Raw genomic sequence first — 14962 nt, 5'->3', positions numbered from 1 at the left:
CAGAACCGGAGAAACCATGACTGGTGGACTCCTGATGAGCGGCGCCGTAGCCGCTCTGCTCGCCACGGCGCTGCCCGGCCAGGGCACCTCGCCCGTCCTCGACGACCCGCCTCCGGACAGAATCGTCATCGACGTGGCCACGGTGAACGGCTCGGGTTGCCCCGCGGGCACGGCTGCCGTGGCCGTCTCCCCGGACAACACCGCCTTCACCGTGACCTACAGCGACTACCTGGCCCAGGCGGGCGGCAGCTCCGACCCCACGGCCTTCCGCAAGAACTGCCAGCTCAACCTGATCGTGCACGTCCCGCAGGGCTTCACCTACGCCATCGCGAGCGCCGACTACCGCGGCTTCCTCTCGCTCCAGCCGGGAGCGTCCGCCACTCAGCGGGCCTCGTACTACTTCCAGGGCTCCTCGAACACGGTGCCCAAGAGCCATCCGTTCAGCGGCTCGTACAACGACGACTGGCAGGCCACCGACAGCACCGACTGGGCCCAACTGGTCTGGGCGCCCTGCGGAGTTCTGCGCAACTTCAACATCAACACCGAGCTGAGAGTGAACGCCGGGACCGCGAACCCGGACAAGGTCAGCTTCATGACCATGGACTCGACCGACGGCGCCCTCAGCACGGTGTACCACATGGCCTGGAAGGAGTGCCCGGAGTCCTGACGCGAGGAAGGGGGCGGCCCGGGCGCCGGTACGGGTGCGGGCCATCCCTGTCGTACGGGGCCGTGAGGGAGTGTCAAGCTCACTGTTGATGGAGGCCCAGCAGCATGTGGATTCGTTGGGCCGGGTCGCCGTCGGCGAAACGGCTCGCGCCGCCGACGTCGAGCAGCGTCTCTACGGCTTGACGGACCTGTCGTGCGGCTGTGCCGGCATCCATGCGGATCCGTGCGACGGCGAGGGGACTCATGAGCGTCCCCTCCGCGGTCGCCGTGTCGATGGCGCGGGCGGACCGCGCCGCATGAAGCATCGCGCCGTCGATGAGCATGGCGGCGTCGGCGATGCTCGCCTGCGCGCCCGGAGCGTCGACCGCCCGCGCTTGCAGTTTCGCCCCAGAGGTGAGCGGCCTGCCCTCGACCAGTTTCGCCACGGTGAGGTCGTACATCGCCATGCCCATTCCCAGCACCGGTGCGGGCATCGAGCCCACCACGTTCTGCAGGCTGAAGGTCGGTGCCTGGGGGTCGGGTTTGCCCGACTGGAGGGAGGACATCAGCACGACGTGCTCCGCGGGGACGAAGACCTCCTCGGCGACGACCGTGTCACTGCCCGTGCCGCGCATCCCCGCCATGTGCCAGGTGTTCTCGATCGACAACTCGCTCATCGGGACCAGGGCGACGCCTCCGTCCGGTGCCGGCCCATCCGCCCCCACGACGGTGGAGACGATCGCCCAGGTGGCATGGTGCGAGCCCGAGGCCCAGCTCCAGCGGCCGCTGAGCACGTACCCCCCCTCGGCCTCACGCGCGGGCGAGGGGCTGCCCACCGTGGCGCACACGGTCGCATCCGGATCCTGGCTCCATATCCGGTGCCGCACCTCGGCGGGGAAGTGCCAGAGGCTGTTGACCGCGCTGTAATACACCACCAGCACCCACGCGGTCGACGCGCAGCCGCGGCCCAGTTCCGCGGCGATGGCCGTGATCGCGCGCGCCCCGACCTGGTGACCCCCGTACTCCCACGGTGTGGCGAGACGGAGCAGGCCCGCCGCGCGCAGGGCCTCGACGGTGTCCTTGGGGGAGCTGCCCCGTGACGTCCGCCTCCCCCGCGTTCGCCTTCAGTACGGGGACCAGCGAAGAAGCGGCCGCTACGAGTTCCGCCTCCTCGGCCGTCAGGTCGCAGACGAGCGGGTCCAGTCGATCGCTCAGAGGGAGGTCGGTGGTCATGGGGATTCCTCTCCGGAAGGGCGCATCGCAGTGCTAGAACGATCGTTCTGTCTCGAAAGTAGCACGCGTGACGGCCGGGCTGCAGCCGACGTCAACTCCTGTACGCGTACCGCCACCCCATGACTTCTGAGGGTGGCAAGCAGGCCCCGCTCGTCGACCATGGCTCAGCATGGCGGTACGTATTCACTTCACCGAGGGCGATCTGGCCCAGACCCGGCTTGCGCAGGCGCCCGATCCCATGTGGGAGGCGCTGCTGAGCATGCACATGCTGCAGACGGGTGCCGGGTCCTTCGTGTTCGGGGGATGGCGGGAGGCCGTGCGGCGCAGGCTCGGCGGGCCCCTGGGGGACTTGATCAGGCTGGCGCCGCCCGTGGGGTACTCGGCGGACTTCCTCACCCCGGCGGCCGGTGCGGGCGGGCTGGATGCCGGGGTCGGTGCCCTGCTGTCCACGCCGCGGCGGCGGCTCGCGCACGATCTCGTCGAACTCGCCCGCGGGGGAGGGCGGTTGCCGTCCTGGGCGGGGCTCCTTGCCCGCGGTGACCTGGAGGCCGTCAAGCGGCTCGGGCGGCTGCACCGGCAGTACTTCGCGACCGCGCTGGCCCCCTGGTGGTCCCGTATCCGCTGCCGTTTCGACGCCGAACGTGCCGTGCACGGCCGCTACTTGGCCGACGGCGGACTCGTGGGTCTGCTCAACACCCTGCACCCCGGGCTCGTCTGGCACGAACCGGTGCTGGAGATCACTGGGCTGGGCGTCGACCGCGACGTGCATCTCGACGGGCGCGGACTGCTCATCCTGCCCTCGTACTTCTGCTGGCGCAGGCCCACACTGCTCAAGGACCCCGCGCTGCCGTGCGTCGTCGTCTACCCCATGCCGCACGAGACCGCCCTGAGCACCGCACCCGGACTGCGCTCACTGAACGCCCTCCTCGGCCGCACCCGTGCGCAGATCCTCGCCTCGGTGGCGGGCCACGCGGTGACGACGTCCGAGCTCGCCCACCGCACAGGCATCGCCCCCGCCACCGCCAGCCACCACATCGGCATCCTGCGCACGGCGGGTCTGCTCAGCACCTGCCGAGCGGGCAAGGCCGTCCTGCACACGGTCACACCGCTGGGGCTGGCTCTCCTCGACGGGCGGTGACGGGACGTCAATCGCCGTTGCTGCGGGGGTTATTGACGCGCAAGGGGTTCGATTCTACGGTCCCGTCAAAGCTTGTCCGAAGCTCTGATCGGCGATCGGTATATCGAACGACCCGAACCGCTTCACACCCCCACCTCAAGGAGCGTCAGCGTGAGTCGCATCTCCCGCACCAGAACCGCTCTCCTCGCCCTCCCCGCCGCCCTCCTGCTCGCCCTGGTCCCGGGCACGGCGTCGGCGTATCCGAATCCCGGTGCGGTCACCGGCGATGTCGTCGTCCACGACCCGACGATGATCCGCACCTCCGCCGGGCGCTATCTGCTGTACTCCACGGGCGGCGGCCTGGGCTACCGGACCTCCACCGACAGGATCGCGTTCACGGCGGGCAGCGACGCGTTCTCCAGCAAGCCGGGCTGGTGGTCGTCGTACGCCACCGAGGCCTGGGCGCCCGACATCTCGTACCACGGCGGCAAGTACCTGATGTACTACGCCGTTTCGACCTTCGGCTCCAACAAGTCCGCGATCGGGCTGGCCGGTTCGTCGACCGGACTGCCCGGTTCCTGGACGGACTACGGCGTCGTCTACACCTCCACCACCTCCAGCGACTACAACGCCATCGACCCGAACCTCTTCGTCGACGACAACGGCAAGTGGTGGCTGTCCTTCGGCAGTTGGTGGACCGGGATCAAGATGATCCAGATCGACCCCGGCACCGGCAAGCAGCTCGCGTCCGACACCACCCGGTACTCCCTCGCCTCCCGCCCGACCGGGACGAAGGCCATCGAGGCGCCGTACATCGTGAAGCGGGGCGGCTACTACTACCTCTTCGCCTCCTACGACACCTGCTGCGCCGGCACCAGCTCCACGTACAAGGTGAAGGTCGGCCGGGCCACCAGCGTCACCGGGCCGTACTACGACAAGAGCGGCGTCGCGATGATGAACAACGGCGGCACGCCCGTGCTGGAGTCCCACGGCAGCATCATCGGCCCCGGCGGACAGTCGATCATGAACGACTCCGACGGCGACCTGATCGTCTACCACTACTACGACGGCAACGACAACGGCACACCGAAGCTCGGCATCAACCTGCTGAGCTGGACGACGGGTTGGCCGGTGGCGTACTGAACTCCGCAGCTCGGCCGACGCCCGCCCCGACGCCTGCTCAGCCCGTCTGTCCCATCCCCGCCGCGTTCGGCCAGCTCTGGGCGTTGGGCCAGCCGGTCGCCGGGGCCGGGGTGAGGTCGGGGACGGGACCGGTGGTGCCCCTGACCTGGGCCGCCGTGAGGCCGCCGCGGGCCGGGACACCCGGCGGCGTCGGCCCGGGAGGCGGCGCGGGCACGGGCGTGGGAGCGGGCATGGCGTACGGCGCGGGCGCGGGGACCGGTGTGGGCGTGGGCGCGGGCGCCGGTGCGGGCATCGGCATCGGCTCCGGTACCGGCTGCATCGGCGTCTGCGCCGGGAACCCGGTCGGCTGCGGTGCCGCCTGGGCCGCCGCGGGCATCTGCGCCCCGTTGGTGCCGTTGCCCATGTGCTGTGCGGCCTGTGCGGCGAGCGGCATGCCCGCCCCGTTGGTGGCACCGACCAGCCGGTCCACGGCCGCCGTACCCGAGCTGTAGCTGGTCCCTGTGCCCAGCTCGGGTACGGCGGCTCCCCTCCTGGTCCCGTAGAGCACCTGTTCCAGGCCGGACACCAGGCGACGCACATCCACCTGTGGGCGCACCACGAGCCGCAGGAAGCGGCTGGACGAACCGATCTTGTTGCCGCACTCGCGGACCAGGATCCGGTGCTCGGTGAGCATCCGGTCGCGGACCACGGTGCCTTCCGCGCCCACGGGGAGGCGCACGAAGAGGAAGTTGCCCTGGGAGGGATAGACCGTCAGGCCGGGCAGGGCCGAGAGCTGGCTGGCCATGTCCAGGCGGTCACGGCGTACCTGCTGCAGGCTCTGCGCGTACTCGGCGCCGTGCTCCTTCAGCATGAACACCACGTGCTCGGCAAAGGAGTTGAGATTCCACTTGGGCAGCATCGAGCGGACCCGGCCGGCCAGGGCCGGGTTGGCGACCAGATAGCCGAACCGTATGCCGTGCAGGCCGAAGTTCTTGCCGAGGCTGCGCAGCACGATGACGTTCGGGCGGATCATGGCCTCCTGGACCACGGACGGCTCGGCCTCCGCGTCCGCGAACTCCAGGAAGGACTCGTCGATGACGATCAGGTCCAGGTCGGCCATCGCGTCCATGAACTGCACCAGCGACTGCTTGTGCAGATAGCCGCCGTCGGGGTTGTTCGGGTTGCAGATCACCGCGACCCGGGTGCCGCGCTTGCGGATGAACTCGGCGTACTGGGCGAGATCCAGAGCGAAGCCGCCGGACTCCTGCAGCGGGAACATGTCGACCCGCTTGCCGGTCTCCATGGGCTGGTCGGTCCAGCGGCCGAAGGTGGGGACGGGGATGGCGAGGGACTCACGGACCATCAGATGGTCGATCCAGGTGATCAGCTCCGTGGAGCCGTTGCCCATCGCCACGCACTGCGGCGGGAGTTGGAGCAGGCTGCACAGTTCGGCCGTGATCGTGTCGGCGCTGCTCGGGTAGTACGTGACGATGTCGCGCAGCCGGGCGGCCATGTCCTCGAACATGGCCGGGGTGGGGAAATACGGGTTGCACGGGATGCAGAAGTCCACGGGACCGGTTCCGTCGCCGCCCTCACGCGCCAGCGCCGCCATCGACGGGCTGTGTGCCGCAGTACTGCGGAACAGCGAGGTGACGTTGTCGGCCATGGAACCTCCGTATGGGGCGGGTCCGCCGGGGACTTCGGACCCGTCGTGCAAGGGCGGCCCGCGCGGGGGAGCGCGGGCCGCCCTTACATACGGAGACTGCGGTGGCGCTGTTCAACGGATGTGAAGGAAGTATGACGTCACGCGCTGAACGAGTGGATCGTCGTCGTGCGGTACGTCTGCCCAGGTCGGAGCACGGTCGACGGGAAGGACGGCTCGTTCGGGGAGTCCGGGAAGTGCTGGGTCTCCAGAGCCAGTCCGTCGCCCTGCCGGTAGGTGCGGCCGGAGGTGCCGACGAGGGTGCCGTCGAGGAAGTTGCCGGAGTAGAACTGCAGCCCCGGCTGGTCCGTGGCGATCCTCAGGGTGCGGCCGGAGCGCGGGTCGCGCAGGGTCGCGATGTGCTCGGGCCGCGACGTGACGCCCTTGTCCAGGACCCAGTTGTGGTCGAAGCCCTTGGCCTGCACCTGCTGGGGGTGACCCGCGCGGATGTCGCGGCCGATCGGCTTGCCGCCGCGGAAGTCGAAGGGGGTGCCCGCGACCTTCGCCAGTTCGCCGGTGGGGATCAGGCCCGAGTCGGTGGGCGTGTAGCGGGACGCGGCGATCGTGAGCTCGTGGTCCTCGATCGTTCCCGTGCCCTCGCCGGCGAGGTTCCAGTACGTGTGGTTGGTGAGGTTGACGACGGTCGGCTTGTCGGTGGTGGCCTCGTAGTCGATGCGCCAGTCACCGTGCCGGTCGAGCGTGAAGGTGACCTTGGTGCGCAGCGTGCCGGGGTAGCCCATCTCGCCGTCGACGCTGGTGTAGTACAGGTGCAGGCCGACGTCGGAGCCGGACGTGAACCCCTCGACGTCCCACACCTTGGTGTTGAAGCCCTTGGCGCCGCCGTGCAGGCTGTTCACCCCGTCGTTGACGCTGAGCTGGTACTTCTTGCCGTCCAGGGTGAACTGGCCCTTGGCGATGCGGTTGCCGTAGCGGCCGATCGTGGCGCCGAAGTAGGTGGTGCCGACGACATAGGCCGCGAGGTTGTCGTAGCCGAGCGAGACATTGGCGTAGCGGCCGTGCCGGTCGGGGATCTCCAGGGACTGGATGATGCCGCCGTAGGAGAGGACCTTCAGCCGGGTGCCGCCGTTCTGCAGGGACCAGCGGTAGACCTTGGTGCCGTCGTCGAGCTTGCCGAAGAGCTCCTTCACCGGCCCCCGGCCGTTCGAGGAGGCCTGTGCGGTGCCCGTGCCGAGCGTGGTCGCGGCGATACCTGCCGCCGCGGCTCCTGCGATGACTGAGCGTCTGTTCAGTTCCATGTGTGCCGCTCCCGTGAAGGGGTGGGACCCCGCCGCGAGGACGGGGCCCGCGCTGACTTACGAACCGGACTTGCGCTTGTTCCACACATCGAAGCCGACCGCGGCCAGCAGGGCGAGGCCCTTGATGACCTGTTGCCAGTCGGTGCCGACGCTGAGGAGGTTCATGCCGTTGTTCAGCACGCCGAGGACGAGGCCACCGATGATCGCGCCGAGGACGGTTCCCACACCGCCGCTCATGGACGCGCCACCGATGAACGACGAGGCGATGGCCTCGAGTTCGAAGTTCAGGCCCGCCTTCGGAGATGCCGCGTTCAGACGGGCGGCGACCACCAGACCCGCCAGGGCCGCGAGCACGCCCATGTTCAGGAAGACAAGGAAGGTGACCTTCTTGTCCTTGACGCCGGACAGCTTCGCCGCCGGCAGGTTGCCGCCGATCGCGTAGATGTGACGGCCGAAGACCGCGTTGCGCATGACGTAGCCGTAACCGACCACCAGCACACCGAGGATGATCAGGATGATCGGCGCGCCCTGGTAGCTGGCGAGCAGCATCGTGACCGCCAGGACCGCGGCGGCGATGGCGACCAGCTTCAGCAGGAAGGCGTTGCGCGGCAGGACGTCGAGCGAGAACTCCTGCTCGCGCCTGCGGTCGCGGACCTCCTGGTAGATGACGAAGGCCAGCAGGACCAGGCCCAGCAGCAGGGTGAGGTTGTGGTAGTTGGTGTCCGGGCCGACCTCCGGCAGGAAGCCGTTGCCGAGCTTCTGCAGCCCGTTCGGGAACGGGCCGAGGGTCTGGCCCTGCAAAAAGATCTCCGTCAGACCGCGGAAGAGCAGCATCCCGGCGAGGGTGACGATGAACGACGGTATGCCCCAGTAGGCGATCATGAAGCCCTGCAGGGAGCCCGCGACCGCGCCCACCAGCAGGCACAGCACCAGGGCGACGGGCCAGGCCACGCCGTGCTGGACCGTCAGCACGGCCGCGAACGCGCCCACGAACGCCGTGAGCGATCCGACCGACAGGTCGATATGGCCCGCGATGATCACCAGCATCATGCCGATCGCGAGGATCAGGATGTAGCTGTTCTGCAGCACCAGGTTGGAGACGTTGCGCGGCAGCAGCAGATCGCCGCCGGTCCACACCTGGAACAGGACCACGATCAGGCCGAGCGCGATCAGCATGCCGTACTGCCGCATGTTCCGGCGCAGACCGCCGAGGACCAGCTGCAGCAGTCCGCCGCCCGCGCTCGGCCCACCGCTCCTGCCGGGCGGCGCCGAGGCCGGGAGCTTGTCCGTCACATCCGTGCTCATCGGGTTACCTCTTTGTCCTTCGTCATCTGGCGCATCAGCACTTCCTGCGTGGCCTCGGCCCGCGGGACCTCGCCCGTCAGCCGCCCGGCGGCCATGGTGTAGATGCGGTCGCACATGCCGAGCAGCTCCGGCAGCTCGGAGGAGATGAAGACGACCGCCTTGCCCTCGGCGGCCAGTCGGTCGATGACCGTGTAGATCTCGTACTTGGCGCCCACGTCGATGCCGCGCGTCGGCTCGTCCAGGATCAGCACCTCGGGACCCGCGAAGATCCACTTGCTGAGGACGACCTTCTGCTGGTTGCCGCCGGACAGCTTGCCCACCGGCTCGAAGACGGTCGGCGCCTTGATGTTCATCGACTTGCGGAAGCGCTCGGCGACCTTGCGCTCCTCGTGCTCGTCGACCACACCGCGGCTCGCGACCTTGTTCAGCGCGGTCAGCGAGATATTGCGGTTGATGGTGTCGATGAGGTTGAGGCCGTAGTGCTTGCGGTCCTCGGTGACGTACGCGATGCCGTTCCGGACCGCCTCGGAGACGGTCTTCGTGCGGATCTCCCGGCCGTCCTTGAGGACCGTGCCGCCCGCGTGCCGGCCGTAGGTGCGCCCGAAGACGCTCATGGCCAGCTCGGTGCGCCCCGCGCCCATCAGGCCCGCGATGCCGACGATCTCCCCGCGGCGCACATGGATCGACACGTCGTCGACGACCTTGCGCTGCTGGTCGATGGGATGGTGCACGGTCCAGTTGCGGATCTCCAGGGCCGGGGCCGCGTCCGTCTCGCCCTCGAACGGGGTGCGCTCGGGGAAGCGGTGGTCGAGGTCGCGGCCGACCATGCCCGAGATGATCCGGTCCTCGGTGGTCTCCGGCGCCTTGACGTCGAGGGTCTCGATGGACCTGCCGTCGCGCAGGATCGTCACCGAGTCGGCGACCCGGCGGATCTCGTTCAGCTTGTGGGAGATGATGATCGAGGTGATGCCCTGCTTCTTCAACTCCAGGATGAGATCGAGGAGTTTGCCGCTGTCCTCGTCGTTGAGCGCCGCCGTCGGCTCGTCGAGGATGAGCAGCTTCACCTTCTTCGACAGCGCCTTGGCGATCTCCACCAGCTGCTGCTTGCCCACGCCGATGTCGGCGATCCGGGTCTCCGGGTGGTCGGTCAGACCGACCCGGCGCAGCAGTTCGGTGGCGTGCTTGAGCGTCTCCTTCCAGTCGATCAGCCCGCGCCTCGCGTGCTCGTTGCCGAGGAAGATGTTCTCGGCGATCGACAGGAACGGCACGAGCGCCAGCTCCTGATGGATGATCACGATGCCGTGCTGCTCGCTCGCCCGGATGTCCTTGAACTCGCAGGTCTCACCCTCGAAGAGGATGTCGCCCTCGTAGCTGCCGTGCGGATGGACGCCGGAGAGCACCTTCATCAAGGTGGACTTTCCGGCGCCGTTCTCACCGCAGATGGCATGGACCTCGCCCTGACGGACCGTCAACGTGACGTCCGACAGCGCCTTCACACCGGGAAAGGTCTTGACGATCGAGCGCATTTCCAGGACGGGTCCCGCCATGGTCGTGCCCTTTCACTAAGGAGGAACGGCCGATGTACCGGCCGGCGGGACTACTGCAGCTCGCTGGCCTTGTAGTAGCCGGTGTCGACCAGTTCCTTGGTGTAGTTGGTCTTGTCGACGCTCACTGGCTGCAGCAGCATGGCCGGGACGACCTTGGTGCCGTTGTCGTACGTCTTGGTGTCGTTGACCTCGGGCTTCTTGCCGTTGAGCACGTCGTCGACCATGTTCGAGGCGACGTCGGCGAGCTTGCGGGTGTCCTTGTAGACGGTCTGCGTCTGCTGGCCCGCGATGATCGACTTCACGGAGGCGAGCTCGGCGTCCTGGCCGGTGATGACGGGCAGCGGCTTGTTGGAGTGGCCGTAACCGTCCGACTTCAGGGCGGCGAGGACACCGATGGAGATGCCGTCGTACGGCGAGAGGACCGCGTCGACCTTGGCGCTGCCGTAGGTCGAGGTGAGGATGTCCTCCATGCGCTTCTGCGCGGTGGCGCCGTCCCAGCGCAGCGTCGTGACCTGATTGAGCTTGGTCTGGCCGGACTTGACGACGAGTTTCTTCTTGTCGATGTAGGGCTGCAGCACGCTCATGGCGCCGTTGAAGAAGTACTTGGTGTTGTTGTCGTCGTTGGAGCCGGCGAACAGCTCGATGTTGAACGGGCCTTTGCCGTTCTTCAGGCCCAGCTTGTCGACGATGTAGCTGGCCTGCAGCTCGCCGACCTTGGTGTTGTCGAAGGACGCGTAGTAGTCGACGTTCTTCGTGCCGAGGATCAGCCGGTCGTAGGCGATCACCGGGATCTTGGCGTCGGCGGCCTGCTGCAGCACGTTGTTCAGCGACTTGTTGTCGATGGCCGCGACGATCAGGCCCTTGACGCCCTGCGTGATCAGGTTCTCGATCTGCGAGACCTGCTGGTCGGGGTCGTCCTCGCCGTAGACCAGCTTGGTCTTGTAGCCCTTGGCCTTGAGGTTCTTGACGACGTTGTTGCCGTCCGCGATCCAGCGCTCGGACGACTTGGTGGGCATGGCGATGCCGATGGTGCCGCCCTTGGCGCTGCCCTTGTCCTCTTTGCTCCCGCCCTCACTGTCCTGCCCGCAGGCGGACAGCGTGAGAGCGAGGGAGGCGGCTCCGGCTATGAGGGCAAGGGCGCTTCTACGAGTGCGCATGTGACCATTCCTTGTTCGTGGTTCGTGTCGTCGTTGACGGCTTGTTGGACCCGGCAAGGGGCTACTGGGCGGGAAAGCGGTTGAGCGGTCCGGGCAGCCGGGAGCCGAGCGGCGCCATGTCGCCGTCCGCACCGTGCCGGGCGAGCAGATCGAGAGCGAGACGGCCGCGCCGCACCCGCTCCCGGGCGGTGTCCAGGGTCACGTCCCGCAGATGGGTGCCCCACGGGTAGATGCCGGGAGCCTTGGACAGACCGAACTTCAGATAGAGCGGTGCGCCGCGCCGGATCAGCTCGGCGACCTCGTACATCCGGACGTAGCCGCCGAGGTCGTCGGGGGCCTCGATGTACATGTCCATGGGGGCGGCGGAGACCCGCCGTATCTCGGTGAGGTGACTGAGCGTCAGGTCGCTGGGCACGTTGATCGAGTCGGCGCCCAGGTGCTCGACGACCGCGTACGAGGCCGGGTTGACCGGCCCGACGAGTGCGGAGACCTTCAGCGTGGTGCCGGCCGGGATGATCCCGGCGGTGCGCGCCCGGTGCAGCGTCCACAGCACGCCCTCGTCGGCGACGAGCAGGCACTTGACGCCCAACTCCGTTGCGCGGACGGCGTCTTCGACGCATCCGGCGAGGGCGTCGTGGCCGCGTGCGCGCAGTCCGGCCCCGCGTGAGTCGGAGCGCACCGAGCCGCCGGTGTCCCAGGTGCCGCGCGGTCCGGTGAACAGGCAGAGCTCGATGTCGCGTTCGGCCGTGGCCTCGACCATCTCGGTGATCTCGGCGTCGGTCAGCATCCACACACCGCTGCCCTGGCTGATCCGGTGGATCGGCACGTCCAGACGGGAGGACTCCTTGAGCACGACGGCCAGCGCCTCGGGACCCTCGCACGAGGGGATCTCGGTGCGCCAGCGGCCACCGCCGGGGAAGGTGTGCGGCGAGGCGTCGGCGGGGTCGAGGGCGGGCGCACCCAGACCGAGCGCGGAGAGCACCTGCTCACCGGGTCGGCGGGCCGCCGTGGCGGAAGCGTCGGTCGTCACAAGCTGTCCTTCGTGTTCGATATTTCGGACAAGGTTCGCGGCTCGGGGCAGGAAAACGTCTTGGGTGTACGCCGGTACGGGGGCCGTCAGGTCGCCCCCGTACCGGCGTACGGCTAGGGGCGGAGCAGCACCTTGCCCACCTTCGGATCGCCGGACCCGACCAGCTCGATGGCCTGCGGGAACTCCTCCAGCGGCAGTTCGTGGGTGACGAGCGGCAACGGGTCGAGCAGACCGGCCCCGAACACCCGCACCGTGTGCGCCCAGGCGTCCGGCGGTGCCCCGAAGACGGTGTGCACCTCCAGCTGCCGTACGACCAGGTCGGTGGGGTCGAGCCCCTCGGCGCCCGGCGCCGGGATGCCCGTGAGGACCAGCCGGCCGCCGCGCCTGAGCAGCGAGGCGGCCGTGCGCGCGGCGGACGCGGATCCGGCGGTCTCGATCACGACGTCGAAGTCGCCCGGGAGTTCCTGGTCCCTGGTGCGGAAGTCGGTCGCGCCGAACGTGCGCGACAGCCGCTCGCGGTCCGGGCGGGTGCCGACGACCAGCAGCTCGGCCGGCGATCCGGCCTTCAGGAACTGCACGGCGAACATGCCGAGCGTGCCGGTGCCGACGACCGCGACCCGCTCGCCCGGCCGGGCGTCGGCCTTGATCGCCGCGGCGGCGATGCAGGCGGCGGGCTCCAGCAGGGCGGCGGCGGTCAGGTCCGCGTCGTCGGGCAGGGCGTGCAGCAGACGCGCCGGGAGGGTGAGCGTGCCGGCCATCGCGCCCGGCTGGGTGAACCCGGTCTCCTCGTACCCGGCGCTGCACAGCGTGGTCTCGCCCGCGTGGCAGCGGTCGCACACCTGGCAGTTGCGGAAGCCCTCGCCGACGACCTTGCGGCCCACGAGCGCCGAGGGCACACCGGCGCCCACCGCCTCGACCGTCCCGGACCACTCGTGGCCGGGGGTGAGGGGGTAACGGACGTATCCCTCGGGCCGGTTGCCCTGGTACACCTCGCGGTCGCTGCCGCAGATGCCGACGGCGTGCACGCGGACGAGCGCCTCGCCCGCGTCGGGCTCACGGGGCGTGTGCGCGGTCAGCCGGTGCTCGCCGGGCCCCTCGACGACGACGGCGCCGCTCACTTCGTGTCCTTCGGCTTGCGCTGCTCCCAGCCGTCCGCCCACAGGTCGAACCGGGCCTGCTGCTGCGGGAACTCGGCGGCCGCGTCGACGTCGAGCTCGACCCCGAGCCCGGGCGCGTCCGAGAGGTGGAAGTAGCCGTCCACGACCTGCGGCGCCCCCTTGACGACCTTCTTGATCTCCGCGTCCGCGAAGTCGTTGAAGTGCTCCAGGATCTTGAAGTTGGGGGAGGTGAAGCCGACCTGCAGCGAGGCGGCGGTGAGCACGGAGCCGCCGACGTTGTGCGGCGCGACGAGCATGTAGTGGGTCTCGGCGGTCGCGGCCAGCTTGCGGGTCTCCCAGATGCCGCCGATGTGGCCGACGTCCGGCTGGATGATGTCGACGGCCTGGTTCTCGAACAGCTCGCGGAACTCGATGCGATCGTGAATCCGCTCACCGGTGGCGATCGGCATGTCGACCTTGGCGGCCACCTTCTGAAGCGCCTTGAGGTTCTCCGGCGGTACGGGCTCCTCCAGCCAGGCGGGCTTGAAGGGCGCGAGTTCGTGCGCGAGGCGGACGGCGGTCGCGGGGGAGAACCGGCCGTGCATCTCCAGCATCAGCTCGGCCTCGGGCCCGATGGCGTCGCGCACGGCCTCGATCAGCGAGACGGCGTACAGGGTCTGCTCGTGGTCGAGCTCGAAGTGCCCGGTCCCGAAGGGGTCGATCTTCAGCGCCTTGTACCCGCGCTCCATGACCCCCTGGGCGGCCTTGTGATACGCCTCGGGGGTCCGCTCGGTCGTGTACCAGCCGTTGGCGTACGCCTTGACCCTGTCGGTCACCCTGCCGCCCAGCAGCTGCCAGACGGGCACGCCGAGAGCCTTGCCCTTGATGTCCCAGCAGGCCGTCTCGATCACCGCGATACCGGACATCACGATCTCGCCGGCCCGGCCGAAGTCGCCGTACTTCATGCGGCGGACCAGGTCTTCCACGGCGAACGGGTCGGAGCCCAGAATGTGGTTGGCCTCCGCCTCGTGCAGATAGCCGATCAGCGCGTCGGTGTGGCCCAGCATGCGGGTCTCGCCGACTCCCGTGATCCCCTCGTCGGTGTGCACCTGGACGTAGGTCAGGTTGCGCCAGGGCGTCCCGACCACGTGTGTGCTGATTCCGGTGATGCGCACGGCAGTTGTCCCTCGCGGATCGACGGCTCTATGAGTGTGTTCGAAATTTCGTCACACGTTCGAAATGCTGGCGTGACAGTAAGGACGGGGCGGCGGGGGTGTCAATGGGTCGAACGCATAACGGTTTCGACACTGCTTTCGATGCGCTTTCCGGCGGCGGTTTCGGTGCGATCGGGGCAGATGCCCGACACGCCCTGCCGGATTCCTCAACTCGCCGCGCCGGAACGGATAGTTCCGCACACAACTTTCACAGGTGTGACTATGAACGTTGCCTGTGAGGAACTTAGTCTTCCGGCGTCATGGACTACTGCCACCCGTGCCGACGGCACCTGAATGGCGCCCTCGCCTGTCCGGGGTGCGGCGCGCAGGTCGAACAACTCCGCGCGAACGCGGAGCGCGACGGCGCGCCCGGGTACACGGGTGAGCGCGCGGGCGGTGCGCACGAGGGCCACGAGGGCGGGCACAGCGACGCGCGGAGCCCCTACGACGCCGGGGACGAGGACGAGAGCGCCGAGGACGGCGAATCCGGCGCAGGGTCCGCGGACGAGCGGCCGGCGGGCCGCGCCGCCGCGCGGC

General features: G+C 68.9%; 13 protein-coding genes and 1 pseudogene. 4 read left to right on the top strand and 10 right to left on the bottom strand.

All coding sequences use genetic code 11. The features are described 5' to 3' along the window. Positions 1–16 precede the first annotated feature (16 nt). Positions 17–667, top strand: a complete 651-nt coding sequence (locus tag JYK17_RS12070; RefSeq protein WP_108007811.1) for a DUF4360 domain-containing protein — start codon at positions 17–19, stop codon at positions 665–667. A gap of 79 nt (positions 668–746) precedes the next feature. Here JYK17_RS12070 and JYK17_RS41160 read toward each other — a convergent pair whose 3' ends face one another. After that, the gene (locus JYK17_RS41160) at positions 747–1439 is read right to left on the bottom strand and encodes an acyl-CoA dehydrogenase family protein (protein ID WP_340645145.1); all 693 of its coding nucleotides are present in this window, start codon (positions 1437–1439) and stop codon (positions 747–749) included. A gap of 114 nt (positions 1440–1553) precedes the next feature. Further along, positions 1554–1730: pseudogene (locus JYK17_RS40460) on the bottom strand (acyl-CoA dehydrogenase family protein); the annotation flags it as partial. Positions 1731–2047: 317 nt separating this feature from the next. Between JYK17_RS40460 and JYK17_RS12060 the strand changes: the two are divergent. Together JYK17_RS12060 and JYK17_RS12055 are read left to right on the top strand one after the other, a co-directional pair. After that, positions 2048–3016 (top strand): winged helix-turn-helix domain-containing protein, encoded by a 969-nt coding sequence (locus tag JYK17_RS12060; protein ID WP_222810343.1) that lies wholly within the window; start codon positions 2048–2050, stop codon positions 3014–3016. Between the two features lie 159 nt (positions 3017–3175). Continuing rightward, entirely contained in the window at positions 3176–4138 is a 963-nt protein-coding gene (locus JYK17_RS12055) for an arabinan endo-1,5-alpha-L-arabinosidase (RefSeq protein ID WP_108008068.1), read from the top strand. A 37-nt stretch (positions 4139–4175) separates the two neighbouring features. Here the strand turns inward: JYK17_RS12055 and JYK17_RS12050 are convergent, their stop codons facing one another. From JYK17_RS12050 to JYK17_RS12015, 8 genes are all read right to left on the bottom strand, one after another. After that, entirely contained in the window at positions 4176–5783 is a 1608-nt protein-coding gene (locus JYK17_RS12050; protein ID WP_108007813.1) for a pyridoxal phosphate-dependent aminotransferase, read from the bottom strand. A 137-nt stretch (positions 5784–5920) separates the two neighbouring features. After that, positions 5921–7075 (bottom strand): aldose epimerase family protein, encoded by a 1155-nt coding sequence (locus JYK17_RS12045; RefSeq protein WP_128803139.1) that lies wholly within the window; start codon positions 7073–7075, stop codon positions 5921–5923. A 57-nt stretch (positions 7076–7132) separates the two neighbouring features. After that, on the bottom strand, positions 7133–8380 hold the full coding sequence (gene mmsB / locus JYK17_RS12040) for a multiple monosaccharide ABC transporter permease (protein ID WP_108007815.1): 1248 nt from the start codon (positions 8378–8380) through the stop codon (positions 7133–7135). Continuing rightward, a complete protein-coding gene (gene mmsA / locus JYK17_RS12035; RefSeq protein WP_222810342.1) occupies positions 8377–9927 on the bottom strand; it encodes a multiple monosaccharide ABC transporter ATP-binding protein in 1551 nt (516 codons plus the stop codon). Before mmsA ends, mmsB begins: the two co-directional genes overlap by 4 nt. Before the next feature lie 50 nt (positions 9928–9977). Then, positions 9978–11084 carry a multiple monosaccharide ABC transporter substrate-binding protein gene (gene chvE, locus JYK17_RS12030; protein ID WP_108007817.1) on the bottom strand — a complete coding sequence of 369 codons (1107 nt, stop codon included), beginning with the start codon at positions 11082–11084 and terminating at the stop codon, positions 9978–9980. Positions 11085–11145: 61 nt separating this feature from the next. After that, positions 11146–12114 (bottom strand): hypothetical protein, encoded by a 969-nt coding sequence (locus tag JYK17_RS12025; RefSeq protein ID WP_222810341.1) that lies wholly within the window; start codon positions 12112–12114, stop codon positions 11146–11148. Between the two features lie 113 nt (positions 12115–12227). Continuing rightward, positions 12228–13232, bottom strand: coding sequence for a zinc-dependent alcohol dehydrogenase (locus JYK17_RS12020; RefSeq protein WP_108007819.1), 1005 nt, complete (start codon positions 13230–13232; stop codon positions 12228–12230). Next, positions 13229–14386, bottom strand: a complete 1158-nt coding sequence (locus JYK17_RS12015; protein WP_108007820.1) for a mandelate racemase/muconate lactonizing enzyme family protein — start codon at positions 14384–14386, stop codon at positions 13229–13231. Before JYK17_RS12015 ends, JYK17_RS12020 begins: the two co-directional genes overlap by 4 nt. A 299-nt stretch (positions 14387–14685) precedes the next feature. Between JYK17_RS12015 and JYK17_RS12010 the strand changes: the two genes are divergently transcribed. Further along, on the top strand, positions 14686–14962 hold a 277-nt coding region (locus JYK17_RS12010), incomplete at its 3' end, for an SCO2400 family protein (RefSeq protein WP_443742964.1).

Source organism: Streptomyces plumbidurans (assembly GCF_019857225.1).
In the GTDB taxonomy this organism is placed as follows: Bacteria; Actinomycetota; Actinomycetes; order Streptomycetales; family Streptomycetaceae; genus Streptomyces; species Streptomyces plumbidurans.
This window is presented reverse-complemented; position numbering and strand designations above follow the sequence as displayed.

Bases quoted from the DNA above. Each gene is read 5' to 3' on its own strand.
- JYK17_RS12070 (WP_108007811.1), top strand. From the start codon at position 17: ATGACTGGTGGACTCCTGATGAGCGGCGCCGTAGCCGCTCTGCTCGCC.
- JYK17_RS12060 (WP_222810343.1), top strand. From the start codon at position 2,048: ATGGCGGTACGTATTCACTTCACCGAGGGCGATCTGGCCCAGACCCGG.
- JYK17_RS12045 (WP_128803139.1), bottom strand. From the start codon at position 7,075: ATGGAACTGAACAGACGCTCAGTCATCGCAGGAGCCGCGGCGGCAGGT.
- mmsB (WP_108007815.1), bottom strand. From the start codon at position 8,380: ATGAGCACGGATGTGACGGACAAGCTCCCGGCCTCGGCGCCGCCCGGC.
- chvE (WP_108007817.1), bottom strand. From the start codon at position 11,084: ATGCGCACTCGTAGAAGCGCCCTTGCCCTCATAGCCGGAGCCGCCTCC.
- JYK17_RS12050 (WP_108007813.1), bottom strand. From the start codon at position 5,783: ATGGCCGACAACGTCACCTCGCTGTTCCGCAGTACTGCGGCACACAGC.
- mmsA (WP_222810342.1), bottom strand. From the start codon at position 9,927: ATGGCGGGACCCGTCCTGGAAATGCGCTCGATCGTCAAGACCTTTCCC.